The 16,045-nt window shown below is 40.8% G+C and carries 12 protein-coding genes and 1 tRNA gene; 4 read left to right on the forward strand and 9 right to left on the reverse strand.

What is annotated here, in order from left to right:
• The first annotated feature begins 2 nt into the window (after positions 1-2).
• The 4 genes from VK159_RS11645 (at position 3) to VK159_RS11660 (ending at position 4,266) form a co-directional block, all read left to right on the forward strand.
• Complete coding sequence (locus tag VK159_RS11645) at positions 3-1,310, forward strand: glycerate kinase type-2 family protein (protein WP_324230309.1); 1,308 nt, start codon at positions 3-5, stop codon at positions 1,308-1,310.
• An 86-nt stretch (positions 1,311-1,396) separates the two neighbouring features.
• On the forward strand, positions 1,397-2,773 hold the full coding sequence (locus VK159_RS11650) for a Gfo/Idh/MocA family oxidoreductase (RefSeq protein WP_324230310.1): 1,377 nt from the start codon (positions 1,397-1,399) through the stop codon (positions 2,771-2,773).
• Positions 2,774-2,825: 52 nt separating this feature from the next.
• Positions 2,826-3,587 (forward strand): SDR family NAD(P)-dependent oxidoreductase, encoded by a 762-nt coding sequence (locus VK159_RS11655; protein WP_324230311.1) that lies wholly within the window; start codon positions 2,826-2,828, stop codon positions 3,585-3,587.
• Positions 3,588-3,777: 190 nt separating this feature from the next.
• A complete protein-coding gene (locus VK159_RS11660) occupies positions 3,778-4,266 on the forward strand; it encodes a hypothetical protein (RefSeq protein ID WP_324230312.1) in 489 nt (162 codons plus the stop codon).
• A gap of 134 nt (positions 4,267-4,400) precedes the next feature.
• On the opposite strand, the gene VK159_RS11665 is transcribed toward VK159_RS11660, so the two are convergent.
• The 9 genes from VK159_RS11665 to cobA form a co-directional block, all read right to left on the reverse strand.
• Positions 4,401-5,576: an O-succinylhomoserine sulfhydrylase gene (locus VK159_RS11665; RefSeq protein WP_324230313.1), complete on the reverse strand. Its 1,176-nt coding sequence runs from the start codon at positions 5,574-5,576 to the stop codon at positions 4,401-4,403.
• Positions 5,577-5,702: 126 nt separating this feature from the next.
• The gene (locus VK159_RS11670) at positions 5,703-6,458 is read right to left on the reverse strand and encodes a DUF2490 domain-containing protein (protein WP_324230314.1); all 756 of its coding nucleotides are present in this window, start codon (positions 6,456-6,458) and stop codon (positions 5,703-5,705) included.
• A 19-nt stretch (positions 6,459-6,477) separates the two neighbouring features.
• Positions 6,478-6,548 (reverse strand) — tRNA-Cys (locus VK159_RS11675).
• An 88-nt stretch (positions 6,549-6,636) separates the two neighbouring features.
• The gene (locus VK159_RS11680; protein WP_324230315.1) at positions 6,637-9,219 is read right to left on the reverse strand and encodes a TonB-dependent receptor; all 2,583 of its coding nucleotides are present in this window, start codon (positions 9,217-9,219) and stop codon (positions 6,637-6,639) included.
• A gap of 229 nt (positions 9,220-9,448) precedes the next feature.
• Complete coding sequence (locus tag VK159_RS11685; RefSeq protein WP_324230316.1) at positions 9,449-10,936, reverse strand: TSUP family transporter; 1,488 nt, start codon at positions 10,934-10,936, stop codon at positions 9,449-9,451.
• Positions 10,920-11,600, reverse strand: a complete 681-nt coding sequence (locus tag VK159_RS11690; RefSeq protein WP_324230317.1) for a DUF2490 domain-containing protein — start codon at positions 11,598-11,600, stop codon at positions 10,920-10,922. Before VK159_RS11690 ends, VK159_RS11685 begins: the two co-directional genes overlap by 17 nt.
• Before the next feature lie 4 nt (positions 11,601-11,604).
• A complete protein-coding gene (gene cysI / locus VK159_RS11695) occupies positions 11,605-13,287 on the reverse strand; it encodes an assimilatory sulfite reductase (NADPH) hemoprotein subunit (protein WP_324230318.1) in 1,683 nt (560 codons plus the stop codon).
• Positions 13,288-13,495: 208 nt separating this feature from the next.
• Positions 13,496-15,214, reverse strand: coding sequence for a diflavin oxidoreductase (locus VK159_RS11700; protein WP_324230319.1), 1,719 nt, complete (start codon positions 15,212-15,214; stop codon positions 13,496-13,498).
• A gap of 8 nt (positions 15,215-15,222) precedes the next feature.
• Entirely contained in the window at positions 15,223-16,032 is an 810-nt protein-coding gene (gene cobA, locus VK159_RS11705) for a uroporphyrinogen-III C-methyltransferase (protein ID WP_324230320.1), read from the reverse strand.
• Positions 16,033-16,045: the final 13 nt, after the last annotated feature.

Below are 16,045 nucleotides of genomic sequence, written 5' to 3' on the forward strand. Positions count from 1 at the left end.
TCATGCAAAACAGAATTCATGCAGAAGCTATTTATCGTGCAGCAGTGGCAGCAGTTCAACCGGCTGCGTTGTTGCCTCAATACCTGCAACTGAATGGTCATGTATTACAGATCGGCACCCAAACAATTCCTTTAGCAAACAGCAATCTGTATGTGATCGGCGCAGGAAAAGCTTCAGCTGCCATGGCAAAAACTGTTGAATCAATTCTTGGCGATCACATCAAAGCAGGAATTGTTACAACCAAATACGAGCATGCATTACCACTCGAAACAATAACCTTTATTGAAGCTGCACATCCGGTGCCTGATGAAAACAGTGTAGAAGCTGTTGAACAAACCATCAACTTACTGAAACAAACAAAGCCAAATGATGTGATCATTTGTTTGCTCAGCGGTGGTGCATCTTCTCTTTGGGCTGATGCTCCTGATGGTCTTAGTTTGCAAGAGCTTCAACAAACATTTCAACTCCTGCTCCGCAGCGGTGCATCTATTGATGATATGAATTGTGTACGCCGCCATCTCTCACAAATAAAAGGCGGACAGTTATTACGGTATGCACCTGAAGCAAATTGGTTTACATTCATCATCTCTGATGTACCCGGTGATCAATTACAGGATATTGCCAGCGGGCCAACAAGTGCAGATGCAACAACTTTTGCTGATGCGATGAATGTCATCAACAAATACAAATTGCAACAGCAATTGCCTGTATCTGTTTTAAAGTATCTGCAAAAAGGAATGAATGGAGAACTTGCAGACAGCACTAAACCCGGTGATCAATTATTAAAACAAGTAAGTAATATAATCATCGGCAGCAACAAAACAGCCATTGCAGCTGCCAAACAAAAAGCAGGGCAATTAGGTTACAACGTTGTTATTCAGGAAGAATTATTGACAGGAGAAACAGCAGAGGCAGCATCCCACATCATACAAGAAGCAACGGAGCATTTTCCAAACAAACCTGGCTGTTTATTGTTTGGTGGCGAAACAACTGTTACCGTAACCGGCAATGGCAAAGGAGGACGCAACCAACAGCTTGCTTTGTGTGCTCTACAGCAGTTAAGAAATAATCCCAATAATATTACACTTCTGTCAGCAGGAACAGATGGTACAGATGGACCAACAGATGCTGCAGGTGCTTTTGCAGATCATGCGTTGTTGAAAGCAGCAGATGAACAACAACTATCCATTAAGGATGCTATCAACCAAAATGATGCATATCATTTCTTTGAAAACGTGAATGGTTTACTAAAAACCGGAGCTACGCAGACAAATGTGATGGATATTGTCATTGTATTGCTTGATAAATAAATTCTTGTTTTAACTTTAACCTGTCGTAACCAAAGATCTGTTGTTGTGAGAAAGGAATCAATTACCAAAAGAAGAATTGTTTAGCTATGTCGTTACGCCAGTTTATTGCCTCTCGAAAATTTTTACGTCACGTTGAATCGCTTACCAATATTGCCACACTTGGCTGGAAAGAGGTTGCAGATCTACTTGGGCTGAATGATGATGTATTCTATAATCCGCAGCACAGGAAAATTGAAAAACCTGTAACTGCAATTCTTATTGGAGCAGGCCATCGTGGCACCATCTATGCCGACTATGCTTCACTCAATACCGATGAATTACAAATTGTTGCTGTAGCAGATAATAATCCTGAACGGAGAAAACGTACAGCACGCAAACATAAAATAGCAGCCGACCAATGCTATAAAGACTGGAAAGATGTTTTCATTAAAGAAAAGTTTGCAGATGCGGTGATCATTGCCACGCCTGATCAATTGCACACAGCACCTTGCCTGGCTGCATTAGATGCAGGTTATGATATACTGCTTGAAAAACCAATTGCTCCTACTGAGGAAGAATGCAGATTGATTTTAAAACGAGCAAAAGAGACCGGCCGCATTGTGGGTGTTTGTCATGTGTTGCGTTACTCGCCTTATTTCCGTGAACTGAAAGAAGTGATCAATGCAGGGCTTATTGGTGAGATCATCAGCATCCAACACATGGAACCGATCGAACATGTGCACATGAGTCATTCGTATGTCCGTGGCAAATGGCGCAACAGTAAAATGGCGGCGCCCATCATTCTTGCAAAATCATCACACGATACAGATATTATCCGCTGGCTGGTAAACAGCCCGGTTCACGATGTGCATTGCTTTGGTAATCTTCGTTGGTTTAAAAATGCGAATGCACCCGAAGGAAGCACTGAACGTTGTACCGATGGTTGCAAAGTGGAAGACAGTTGTGCTTATTCTGCCTTGCAGATCTATTACCGTGACCGTAAACGCACTTATGTGTTTGATCTGCCCGAAGATGAAGATGAGCAAGGTCCGTTTATTTTAGAGCAATTAAAAACAAGTGACTACGGACGGTGTGTGTACAGGATGGATAATGATCAGCCAGATCATCTTACCGTTAACATGTTGTTTGAAAACGGAACTACTGCTGCCTTCTCTATGGAAGCACATGTATCGTATGAAGGAAGAAAGACAAGGATCATGGGATCAAAGGGTGATATAATCGGCGATATGGAAAGTTTTGTGCTTACCGATTTTAAAACCCGTAAACAAACTTCCTGGAGTCTCAAAACAGATGCACATGGCGGTGGGGATCATCGACTGGTGAAAGATTGGGTGCAGGCTGTATATCAACAAAACAAAGACTTACTCAGTTCTTCCATTGAAGTTTCGGTTGAAAGTCATCTCATGGCTTTTGGTGCCGAACGCAGCCGCCAGAACCGGACGATCGAAGATATTAAGCTTTAAAAAATCAATCACATCCCGTTCGCTCAATTCAGTTTCTCTGTACATTCACGGCATGAGTAAACTTGTTTTTATTACCGGTGCCACATCAGGTTTTGGAAAAGCCTGTGCAGAAGTATTTGCAGCCAACAACTGGAACATTATTCTGAATGGCCGCAGGCTCGAGCGCCTGCAGGAAATCAAAACACAATTAGAAGAACAATATGGCGTAAACATTTTCCTGTTGCCCTTTGATGTGCAGCAGAAAGACGAAGTGTTTGTTGCCATTAACAGTTTACCGGAAGAATGGCAAGCTATTGATGTGTTGGTAAATAATGCCGGTCTTGCTTTGGGTCGTGATCATTTTGACGTAGCTGATATGGAAGATTGGGAGATCATGATCGATACCAACCTGAAAGGGCTGTTATATGTGAGCCGTGCGGTACTTCCGTACATGATCAAACGTAAAGCAGGACATGTGATCAATCTTGGATCAACGGCAGGTAAAGAAGCGTATGAAAACGGCAATGTGTATTGTGCCAGTAAAGCAGCGGTTGACAGTATTAGCAAAGGCATGCGCATTGACCTGCTGCAACATCAAATAAAAGTTACAGCCATTCACCCTGGCGCAGCCGAAACAGAGTTCTCCATGGTGCGTTTTAAGGGTGACGAAAATAAGGCGGCATTGGTTTACGCCGGCTATACTCCCCTCTCGGCAAAAGATGTGGCCGATGTTATTTTTTATGCGGCTACCTTACCTGCCCATGTGTGCATAAACGACCTGGTTCTCACCTGCACAGCCCAGGCCAATTCTTTTTATACCTATAAGGGGTCGTAAGGCTCATCGAGGCACAATTCTTGGTATATTCATCAGGTAAAAATCATAAATCAACATAAGGGGAACTACGTAGTAGTAAAACATAGCATTGAAAAGGCTCCAATATCATAATATATACAGTATCTTGTACTGTAAATCGTACCAAATCCTGCTGAAAAACAGCATTAAAACCCTAATAATCCGTACTAGTATGAAAAACTTATTTTTCATCTGCACATTTGCGTTACTGTGCACATTTGCTTCCGCACAGGATGTTATCCGGCAACGGAGTTGCACCAATCAATCAATCAGTTTACAAGTAGATAGTTTAAAGAAATCATTTGAACAAAGTGGGTTTATGGTTTTGAAAGAAGCCAGCATGACCATGGAAAGTGAATTTGAAATGCCGGTTATTGTTCCAATGACACAAGGCGCCTGGTACCATATTGTTTTTATTGGCGACCCAAGCAGTAAGATCCAGGAAGTGCGTATGTACGATTATGACGAGAAGCAGGTATTCTACAAAAAATTAAAACCTGAACTGGATGGTAATATTATCAGCTATGGTTATATGCCAAAGATCAGTGAGTGGCACATGATCAAACCGGTACAGGTGAACAAAAAGAATAAAGAGTGTTGCGGTTATATTTTGTTACTCAAAAAAGTAAAAGGCACAAACGAAACTATGCCCACACGCTAAAGAGTGTTTTGGTTTTATCAGGTAATAACGGTCCCGTCCTTTAGGTGGCGGGGCTTTTTTATTTTAAGCATGCTGTATACACAAATAAAGAGAGCCACGCAAAGCGTGGCTCTCTTTATCATTCGTTTATTGCATCAACATTTCTCCAATGCCTGTTCAATGTCTGCAATAATATCAACAATATGTTCCAGCCCAACAGAGATACGCACCAAGCCATCTGTTATACCTACTGCTTTCTTTTCATCAACAGATAATTTGGAATGCGTTGTTGAGGCAGGATGCGAAGCGATGCTTCTGCTGTCGCCAAGATTATTCGTCATCGATAACATCTCTAATGCATTTAAAAACTTGCGACCGCTTTCAATGCCGCCTTTTAATTCAAACGTAACAATACCACCGCCGTTACTCATTTGCTTTTTCGCAATTTCGTATTGCGGATGCGATGAGAGAAACGGATATTTTACCGAGTTAAGTTTTGGATTTCCTTCCAACCGTTGTGCAAGCTTCAATGCATTACCAGCATGTTTATCCATTCGAATGAATAATGTTTCTAAACTCTTCGTCAACACCCATGCGTTAAACGGACTGAGAGATGGGCCGGTGTTACGAACAAACAAATACATTTCATGCACCAGTTCTTTTCGTCCTACCACGACTCCACCTAATACTCTTCCTTGTCCGTCAATAAATTTCGTTGCTGAATGTAGCACAAGATCAGCACCGAATTTTATTGGTTGTTGAACAGCCGGTGTTGCAAAACAGTTATCAACTACAAACAGAATATTATGTTTCTTACAAATAGCTGCTACATATTCAAGATCGATAATGTCAAGCCCGGGATTTGATGGCGTTTCAACATACAACAACTTGGTGTTGGGTTTGATCAATGCTTCAATTGTTTCCGGCGCATTCATATCGAAGTAACTCGATTCAAAACCCCATTTCGGCAAATACTTTGTAAGGATCGTATGTGTTGAACCAAATACAGCTGATGCAGAAATGATATGATCTCCTTTACTTAAAAATGTCATGAAGGTTGAAAACACTGCAGCCATGCCGGTGCCTGTAGCAATACCATCTTCTGCACCTTCAAGCGCTGCTATCTTATCGATAAACTCATCAACTGTTGGATTTGAAAAACGGGAGTAGATATTTACGTCAAGACTATCATCCGAAAAAGCAGCCGCCATATCTTCTGCACTATCGTACACAAAACTGCTGGTTAAAAACAAAGGAGTGCTGTGTTCTTTCTCGTTGGTACGGCTCATTTGTAACCGGATGGCGTCCGTTTGTGGATGATACTTACTCATATCTATATTGTTCTTCTGAATGAGCTGCGAAGTTAGGGCAGAAAGACTTTTAAGACATCAGAAAGATGGCATTCTGCGCAATGGTTTTACCATTTTCTTACGAACGAACGGAAGTATTAAAAAACATCAGTGTTGTGTGTTTTTTCTTAAATCAAGATTATGGAAATAGAAGACCCGGGCCGCATGTGTACTTCTGAATTGATTACCCGAAGCCAGCTGCTGATATACATTCATATAACCGAATTGCAGATTATCGTGTTTGTTTACATGATAATGAAACCCTGCGAAGAACCTGTTTTGATCGTACGCATTATAAACGATCTGTTTTCCAAAATTTACAAATACTTCATTGCTTAACACAAATGAAAACGTATTTGGCTGAAAGCGTTTCTTGCTCAGTGGAAACTGCGACAAAATATTATATCGGAGTCTGAAGTTGAAATTGTATCCGTCTGCCAACTCATCATTATTTTTAATTTTCCTTCGGAAACGTTCTTCTAACCTGAACCACTGCATCAGCTTCAGCTTAGGATATTTGGTATGCCATTGAATTTGTTGCCAGGGACGATGCTCAGGCTGTGAAATGTTTTTATGATTATCGGAGGGAAAATGATTCACAAAGGCGTACCCTGCCGTCAACTTCGCATCATCTGCGAGATAATAGGTTAAACCTAACCGAACGATGCCTTGTGAAAGATTATTAAAGTAGTTGTCTTTTGTACGCAAGTGAACATCAGCCCAAAAACCCCATTTATCAGTTAAACGTGTTTGATTAAAATAGCCAGTCCATATCTGCCTTACATCAATTGTAGTTTTTGATTGTGCCATGATCGAGTGCGAACTCAGCAACGTCAGTAGTATTGGAAAGTATTTATGTTTCATTTGCATTCGGTTTTATTTGACGCTGCAGTCGGATTCGAACCAACGTAAAAAGTTTTGCAGACTTCTACCTAACCACTCGGCCATACAGCTGTGTAAAATGCATCCCGAAGAATCGGGATGCGTGGCTTTCTTTACGATTGCTATTGGGAAAACTAAATTCAAAAATCTTTTATCATTGTTACAATGAGTAACGCAATGTTATACCATACGTAGCCTGATCTCCAAGAACAGCTCCATACTGACCTGCATTACCACCTGCAGGCAAAAGTTGTTCGTAATAGTTTTTATTGAAAATATTTCTACCCCATACAAAAGCAGAAAAGCCTGTGTTAACGCAACGGAAGCCTACTCGTCCATTCACAAGTGTATAACCATCAATGTTCAGGTAAGCTGATGGAGATGGACTCGAAGAAAAAGATGAGCGATAAAAACTTTCCAATGCAATAAAGAATTTTGCAGGTTTATTCAAGAAAGTAGATGCTTTTGTAAACTCACCGCCCAATGATCCTGACCATTTTGAAATTCCAGGGAGCTCGCCACCTGAAATATCTTTGAATGCTTTCTGCACACCATTTTCTGTTAAGCCTGTTTCTTCAAGCGGAAGAGGTGCATTTGTAAACTTCACATATTTCGCATCAGTATAAGCCAACGCCCCATAGAATAAGAAGTGACTATTTATTTTATAGTTTGCATCAAGCTCTACTCCTTTTACATTTACTTCTTCTGCATTGGCAATGTAACCACGGTTAACACCTAACTCTGCCGATTGAACATTCGTTTGATAGTTTTTAATATTCGTATTGTGGAATACGGCATTCAAAATAAAGTTGTCCGTTGGATTTGTCTTAACACCAACCTCAAAATGTCTTACATCTTCTGGTTTAATTACTGCGAGATCGGTTGCAGGGGCACCGTTAACCGTTGGTAAACCGGCAACATTTACACCTACAGGTTTAAAGCTGGTTGAATAAGTTGCAAACGTATTGATGTGCTTATTTGCCCTGTAAGAAAGTGTGAGTTGGTAAGTAAGATTATTTTCACTAGCATCGGCTACATAAGCCTGGCTGGTGTATACGCCATTTTTAAATCCCTGCAAAGTAGTTTTATCTGCCTTAGAACCATTATAAGTAGCAGTGTCCAAACCACCATACGCTATACGGTTGTAAACAACATCTTTCTCGTCGTAGTTGTAACGTAAACCTGGTAATATGTGAAAACCTTCAAAAACTTCCCAATCAATGTTTGTGAATACGGCAGCACTCTTCGATTTAATAGAAGCTTTTGTGTTGATCCCAAAACCTTCGAACAGACCTGGTGTTTTCCAAAGGTTGCTGGTTGAGCTTTGTGAAAAACGCCACTGAGCAGAACCTGATTCTTCTGTACCATTGATCTTCACTTCCTGATCAATATAAAACAAACCAATAACACCACTCAAACGTGAAGACAACTGACCTGCATAACGAACTTCCTGCGAAAAGTTTTGATGCTTGGCAGGATTTTGAGATTTAGCCAATGCCTGTAAACCTGTAAAGTCTCTGTCATTAGATGGATCCCAATTCCAATAACGCCAAGCCGTAGTTGCAGTAAGAGTTCCGGCACCTAATTTCTGTTCAATATTCAATGATGCTCCACCTAAATCGTTGCCTGAATTCCAGGGAACATCATGATCTATTTTTCGATCAAATGCATTTTGGCTGGGCAATGAATAATTCAGATCTGCAATGATTGCATTGAACTGACGGTATGCAGCACGTTTTGTTTGCACCACACCTGCTACCACTTGTGCATAACCATCAGGACGCTGACGGGACAGATCACCTGCAAGTGTGATAGAAGTATTTACTGAAGGTTTGAATAATAACTGGCCACGTAAGCCGAGGTTATTGATATCATTTGTATACTTTCCCGTTTTTACGTTTTCAATTAAACCATTACGTTGTGTACCTGAGAAAGAAAGACGTCCTGCTATTTTCTTTGTTAATGCTCCTGTTATTGAGCTTTTGGCTTGTATGTATCCATAGTTACCATAACTCACTTCAAAATTTGCACCGGGGTTAAAACTTGGTTTACGTGTTGTAATGTTGAATGCACCTGAAGTGGTGTTCTTACCAAACAGTGTTCCTTGTGGACCACGCAATACTTCAATTTGCTCGATGTCGATAAAATCAAGTGTTGCTGCGGCAGGGCGTGCAAAATAGACACCATCAACATAAAAACCTACACCCGGATCAAGACCATCATTTGTAAGTCCGAATGGAGATCCAAGGCCACGGATATTGATACCGGTGTTACGTGGATTTGATGTATAAAGCTGTACACTTGGTATTAACTCTTTCAAACGGTTTACGTTAAACGCACCCGCATTTTCAATTTGTGCACCTCCTACTACTGAAATAGCAATAGGAACATTCTGTGCTGTTTCAATACGGCGACGTGAAGTAATCACTACCTCCGACAATTGATTATTGTCAATCAAAACAATATTTAATTCAGTTTCCTTCAGCTCAGTGATCTCTACTTCGCTTGGGTAATACCCGGCTGAAGAAATAAGCAAAGTAAAAGGCAATTCCTTTGGAGCAGGAATACTAAACTGTCCTTTACCATCAGCAACAGCATTAATAGCTGTTCCTTTTACCTTGATACTGGCAGCCTCAACGGGCTGTCCCTTACCATCTTTAATAATTCCTTTTAATGCACTTTGACCAAACGAAACCTGCGTAAGTACAGTCAGCAATAAAACAAAAAGAAAACGCCTTCCCATCATGATTAGTTTTTAGAAGTAAAAAGTTGCATCGCCGTAAATAGCGACAAAAATGAATAGTTATATGGAGGAGCAAATGATCAACAGTTTCACAGACAACATCGTGTAGCCGATGCAAATCGCATGATCAGGTGAATGTTGAGATGATTGATTTTTTTCATTTACCCTACAAATTTAGTAGGGTATTATTAATCTACCAAAAAGATAGACTTTTATTTTAAAAAAAAGCCTAAAAGGCTTTTAGCAAGATCCGGAGACTCCAGATAATTACAAGGATTCCTAAAAGGATATAAGCGGTTTTCTTTGGCATTTTACCTGTAAGCTTTGCTGCAATAGGAGCAGCAACAAAACCACCGATCAATAATGCTGCAATTACCTGCCAATGGCTTACGCCCAGCAGTGTAAAAAATGTAAAGGCACTTGCAAGTGTTACAAAGAACTCCGTTAAACTTACAGAACCAATCACATACTTCGGGCTACGTCCTTTATTGATGAGTGTAGTAGTTACCAAAGGACCCCAACCGCCGCCGCCAAATGAATCGAGAAAACCACCGGCACCTGCGAGTGCACTATAATGCTTGAATTTTTTTTGCTGACGTTGTTCACGAAATGCATTGATCAAAAACTTGATACCAAGAAACATGGTATAACAGGCAAGTACTGCCCGCAACCAAGCAGCATCTGCGTTTCCTAACCATGTAAGTAAAATGGCGCCGAGTATAGCACCAATAACGCCCGGTATTACCAAGGCCTTAAATAATTTTTTATTGACGTTTCCAAATTTGTAGTGACTGTATCCCGACGCTGCACTTGAAAATACTTCCGCTGTGTGCACCGCACCACTGATCGTTGCCGGACTAACACCTGCAGATAATAATACCGTTGCACTCGTAACACCATAACCCATACCCAATGCACCATCCACCAACTGGGCAAGAAAACCCGCCAACACCAGCCAATGAAAATTCTTATCAAGTGTTTTATACCAGGCAACAGTATCAGTTGCAATTTGACCGAATGGTATATACGAGAAAATAAAATGACCGATCAACATAAACGCAAAGGCTATCAATGAATAGGTAGCGATTTTTTTCCATTGGCGTTCTGTACCAATGCGGTCTTTTTCAACCAATACCTTTGTGAGCGAATTAAGCTTCTTGACCTTATACTCAAAATTACCATTCAACTTATTTCTTACATGATGAAGATTCTCGATCACTTCGTCCAACTCACCCGGCAATGCATCATTTAAAACTTCCTTGATACGTTTCGCAACGGTGGGTGATTTCCCATTTGTTGAAATAGCTACTTTCAGATTTCCCTTTTGCACAATGCTGCCTAAATAAAAATCGCAAAGATCAGGAGTATCTGCTACGTTCACCAAGAGACCTTTTTCTTTTGCTAATACTCTTATTTCCTCATGCAGTTTCCTGTTATCGGTTGCAAGAATAACGATGTCTTTATTTTCCAGGTCAGCCGCTTCAAACTCACGTTGAACGATAACTGATGCCGGATGTTTAAATACTAACTTCCTTACTTCATCTTTTACAATCGGAGCAACAATCGTAATACTTGCTTCCGGTGAGTTTGCCAGCAATGAATGCAGTTTTTCTAAACCCACATTCCCTGCACCAACCAGCAGGATGCGTAATTCCTCCAGCTTCAGGAAAACAGGATAGAGCCTGTTTTTTTTATCTGCCTCAATTCTTGTTTCCATCTGCTGTAATTGTTTTTTGAAATAAGAGTGCCAAAATATGTTGTGATCCCGTTGGGCGTTGCTGCCAGATATAAACGACCTGCAATTGTACGTGTTTTTTTAAATCATGCCCCAACGAAACCAAGGTTCTGTTTTGATTATGTAAAAAATGCTTCTGTTGAAGCTGGCGCATATACTCATCTGCTACCTGAACTGTCCATTTTTCTGCAAACCGTTTTGTAAGACCAACCCGGTAACGTAGCCTTAATGCCTTAAAGGCATCTCTCGTACTTACCTCTTCAAAAAAACGTTCCTCAACTCTGAACCGGTTCTGCAGGCTGAAACCATTTTTCCATTCATGCTGGTGGTTTACTTCCTGCCATGCCCGGTATTCATTTCCAAATTCATGATCAGCTTTGTTATACGATATCCTTGTTGAAAAAAACGCAGCACCAGCCGCAGCATTCCATTTCGATGAAAATATTTTACGGATGCCTGTACGATAAAGATATTGATGCGGCACAAGATTTACCCCGTTGGTTCTGTAGCCGGCATCATTATGCCATTGCCATTGATTTTGAAATGCAAAAGTAACATTCGCACCAATCCACAATTCAGCAGGCGGTGTTTGTGTGTATGCTCTTGCTGAAAGCGCAACTAATCCTATCGTAAGCAATTTGTTCAAGCGATTAATTCAATATCCATTTACGCTGTGAAAAATCGCCAAACGTTTCGCCGCTGTTACGCTCTTTGGAATACACTTCAAACAACTCGTCGAGTATTGTAAGAATTTCTTCTTCGTTTAAGCTGTCTTTATATTTCGTATTCAAACGCTCGCCTTCCCTGTCGCCCCCAATATGTAAGTTGTATTGACCATACGCCGTACCCACAAACCCGATCTCCGCTGCTGGTGAACGACCACACCCATTGGGGCAACCGGTCATACGCAGAATAATTTCATCATCCTGCAAACCATGCTTTGCAAGTATTGGTTCGATCTTATCAATCAATGTTGGTAAATAACGTTGTGCTTCAGCCAATGCTAATGGACAGGTATTGAACGCCACACATGCCATTGCATTCTTACGAAGTGCACCGGCATTTGCAGTATGTTCATCCAGTTTAAATTCTTTCAATATTTTTTCGATGGTAGGTTTATCTGCCTCCAGCACATCTGCAATGATCACATTCTGGTTGCCGGTAAACCGGAAATTTGCTTTTCCTGTTTTGGCAATTTCCAGTAATGCTGTTTTCATTGCTACCTGTTCATCATCTAACACACGACCATTTTCTACAAACAGTGTGAAATACCATTTGCCCTGATGATTCTTTTTCCAACCGTAATGATCTTTACGTGAAGTAAAGCTGTAAGGTTTTATTTCACCAAGCTCAAAACCGCAACGCTTTTTAAGTTCTTCTTTTAATCCTTCAACTGTTAATCGGTCGATAGTATATTTCAAACGTGCCAGTTTGCGATCACTTCTGTTTCCATAATCACGTTGAATCGTGATCACTTCATATACCGCTTTCAATGTTTGCTCAACAGTAACAAAACCCAATACAGTTGCCAAACGTGCATAGGTATTCGGGTTTCCATGTGTTGAACTTAAACCACCACCAGCAGCAATATTGAAACCAATGAGTTTATTATTTTCAATTACAGCGATCAATCCTACATCATTTGTAAGAACATCAACATCATTATTCGGTGGTATTGCAATACCGATCTTGAACTTACGTGGCAGGTAGCGATCCTGGTATAATGGATCATCTTCTGTTTTCTCTGCCAGCTTTTCTTCATCGAGCCATATTTCGTAATACGATCTTGTTTTTGGCAAAGCCATCACACTGATCTTATCAGCAAATGCAAATACTTGCTCATGAATTTCTGATTCGTTTGGATGTGCACTGCAGGTAACATTTCGATTCACATCACCACAAGCTGCAATTGAATCCAGCTTAGCTAAATTGAAATCTGAAATCGTTGGTTTGATATGTGATTTTAAGATACCATGCAACTGCACTGTTTGTCTTGTAGTGATCTTAATGGTACCGGTTGAATGTTCACCAGCTACTTCATGCAAAGCCACCCATTGCTCAGGTGATAAAAAACCACCGGGCAAACGCAAACGGATCATGTACGAAAACAACCATTCTAATTTCTTGGCTGTACGCTCTTCTCTCCTGTCACGATCATCCTGTTGGTACATGCCATGAAACTTGATCAACGATTGATCATCTTCATACAATGCACCTGTGAGTTGGTTCGTTAAACTTTCTTTCAACGTTCCTCTTAAACCTTCACTTGCAGTTTTGATCCGCTCAACAGGTGACAAAGCCACCTTCTCATTATTTTTTACTTGCTCCGCCATTTCAGTATATAACTTAGTTCGATTTTATTTTTTGTTGTCAGCTCTTTCTTTTCATGGCGACTTCGTTGTGTCACTCACTTGTGCGTTCAGTTTATTCTTCATCAACCCACCCCAATCATCTTTCATCCTGTGTAACACTCTGCAACCCCTCCAGGGAGGGGATAGGCACTCCGCTCAGGACTACTCATCACTCATTATTCATTACTCATCAATATACATCCTTTTCATATCTGCCTTCTTTCTTCAACTGCTCCAGGTATTGATGTGCTTCTTCGCTTGTTTTCTTTCCGTGTTCCTGGATCACCTGCAATAATGTGTGCTCAACATCTTTACTCATTGGATCTTTTGTTCCGCTGATGTAAACAGAAGCACCACCATCGATCCATTGAAAAAACTCAGCGGCCTTTTCTTTAATGCGATGTTGTACATATATTTTTTCCTGTTGATCTCTCGAGAAAGCAAGATCAATATTCGTTAACACACCTGTCTCTACGTAATTCTGCATTTCTGTTTGATAGAGAAAGTCAGTTGTGAAATGTTGTTCGCCAAAGAAAAACCAGTTTCTTCCGCTTGCACCGGTTGCATCTCTTTCTGCAAGGAAAGAACGAAAAGGTGCCACACCGGTGCCGGGGCCGATCATGATCACATCTTTATCAGCAGCAGGTAATTTGAAATTTTTATCCTTGTGCACATAGAAAGTAATTGATGAACCTACCGGCAGATCACCCAGGAACTCGCTGCATAAGCCATAACGCTGTTCATCCTGCGATAAAAATGCATTCTTCGCTACCGTGATATGAATTTCATTTTCGCCATGTGCCGCAGGAGAAGAAGATACCGAATACAAACGGGGAGCAATCGGCATCAGTATTTTCACAACATCTTCAAATTGATCGGCATCTTTTACAGGATAGATACGCAGGAGATCAACAAGATCCATCCTTGTATCAGGAATTTCCTGTTGTGTAAGTGTTGCGTATTTTTTTATTGTGGAAGTTAACAGGTAGCAGATGTTCAGATTATGCAACAACAGTTCTTTCACTTTGCCTTCTGCTTTTGCAGTTACAATTACTTTATCAGCAGCTATTCCTGTTAGTGATAAAATACGATCTACGACATCGGCTCTGTTGTTAGGAACAATACCAATTGTATCGCCGGGTTCATAAGCAATGGGCTCATCCGTTCCTATTTCAATATGATAGGTTGCTTTCTTCGATCCACGATCGTTTAAGTTGATATTGGTCAAAATCTTACCGTGGTAATGCTTTTTACCTGTTGGCTTTTTGGTAACAGGTGCAGTTTCAGCAGCAGCCGGAGCAACTGCAGTTTGATTTTCTACAACCTGTAATACTTTAGTAAACCATGCCTGTGCATCCTCTTCATAATCCACATCACATTTCTGAATAGGCACTACTTCTTTTGCACCAAAGGCTTTGAAACGAGCATCTACATCTTCACCTGTTTTGCAAAACATCGGGTAGGAAGTATCGCCTAATGCCAACACACTGAATTTTAAATTGGGAAGTGACAATTCATTTTCATGAATATAATCGTAAAACTTCTTTGCTGGAATTGGAGGCTCACCTTCTCCCTGTGTGCTGATCACCACAAAAAAGAATTCTTCTTTTGGAAGATCAGTAATACGGTATTGACTCAGATCAGTAAGTTTGACATTCACGCCATGTTTCTTACCGGCAGCAGCTAATTGTGTTGCGAGTTTTTTTGAATTGCCTGTTTCGGTACCAAAAGCAAGTGTGATCTTTTTTGTTGACACGGCTTTATGATCCTGGCCATTTGCATCAGCAGTACCATTCACTTTGCCATTGCTCACAAGCCCGGACAAATAACCATTCACCCAAATCAATTCTTCTTTGGAATAGCCTTCGAAAAACTCGTGTAATTTTTTTAATCGTAAATCACCAATCATAAAATGCTTTATTTAACAGTCACTAATTCATGAAAAACAGAACCTGCTTTACTGGCTTCGTACCAGCTGAATTGCTCATGCAGTTTCACCACATCGCCAATGATGACCAATGAAGGTGAACTGAATTTCTTAGTTGCAAAATCGATGGCGCAATCGCTAACTGTTGTTATATGGACCTGTTGAAATTTTGTTGTGGCCTGCTCAATAACTGCAAGCGGAGCGTTGGGTTTTTTAGAATGACGCAGCAACAACTCTGTTAAGCCATCGAGATTACGTGCAGCCATGTAAAAAACCAATGTGTCGGTTGATGTTGCCCATGCTTTCCATTGATCACGACTGTAAAAACTGCAAGGGTTAAATGTAATGAACTGAACAGCTTTGGCATAACCTCTCGCTGTTAACGGGATACCTGCATATGCAGATGCACCTGATGCAGCGGTAATACCGGGAATAATTTCAAATTTAATATTTGCTTCCTGCAAACTTTGCAATTCATCCAACACATTGCTGAAGAAAGCAACATCACCACCTTTTAAACGTAAAACTGTTTTACCATTCATTGCATGACCAACCAAGAGCTTATTGATATCTTCCTGTGCAACTGATCCATCATGGTAACCTTGTTTACCCGTCATCAATACCAACGCATCAGGGCGTGCATACAAATCAGTGATCTCAGGGTTTACCAGTCGGTCAACAATAATTACATCTGCTTCTGCCAAACGCTGTTGCAGTTTTACAGTAATAAGGTCGGCATCGCCGGGCCCTGCTCCTGCAATAATCACTCGGCCGCTTGTTGTATGAGTTTGGTCTGACATGTCTTTTCTTCTC

The sequence above is a fragment of the Lacibacter sp. genome (genome assembly GCF_035299325.1).
In the GTDB taxonomy this organism is placed as follows: domain Bacteria; phylum Bacteroidota; class Bacteroidia; order Chitinophagales; family Chitinophagaceae; genus Lacibacter.

Coding starts and splice junctions, on each gene's coding strand:
- VK159_RS11680 (WP_324230315.1), bottom strand. CDS start 9,219: ATGGGAAGGCGTTTTCTTTTTGTTTTATTGCTGACTGTACTTACGCAG.
- VK159_RS11700 (WP_324230319.1), bottom strand. CDS start 15,214: ATGATTGGTGATTTACGATTAAAAAAATTACACGAGTTTTTCGAAGGC.
- VK159_RS11660 (WP_324230312.1), top strand. CDS start 3,778: ATGAAAAACTTATTTTTCATCTGCACATTTGCGTTACTGTGCACATTT.
- VK159_RS11685 (WP_324230316.1), bottom strand. CDS start 10,936: ATGGAAACAAGAATTGAGGCAGATAAAAAAAACAGGCTCTATCCTGTT.
- cysI (WP_324230318.1), bottom strand. CDS start 13,287: ATGGCGGAGCAAGTAAAAAATAATGAGAAGGTGGCTTTGTCACCTGTT.
- cobA (WP_324230320.1), bottom strand. CDS start 16,032: ATGTCAGACCAAACTCATACAACAAGCGGCCGAGTGATTATTGCAGGA.
- VK159_RS11665 (WP_324230313.1), bottom strand. CDS start 5,576: ATGAGTAAGTATCATCCACAAACGGACGCCATCCGGTTACAAATGAGC.
- VK159_RS11655 (WP_324230311.1), top strand. CDS start 2,826: ATGAGTAAACTTGTTTTTATTACCGGTGCCACATCAGGTTTTGGAAAA.
- VK159_RS11645 (WP_324230309.1), top strand. CDS start 3: ATGCAAAACAGAATTCATGCAGAAGCTATTTATCGTGCAGCAGTGGCA.
- VK159_RS11650 (WP_324230310.1), top strand. CDS start 1,397: ATGTCGTTACGCCAGTTTATTGCCTCTCGAAAATTTTTACGTCACGTT.
- VK159_RS11670 (WP_324230314.1), bottom strand. CDS start 6,458: ATGAAACATAAATACTTTCCAATACTACTGACGTTGCTGAGTTCGCAC.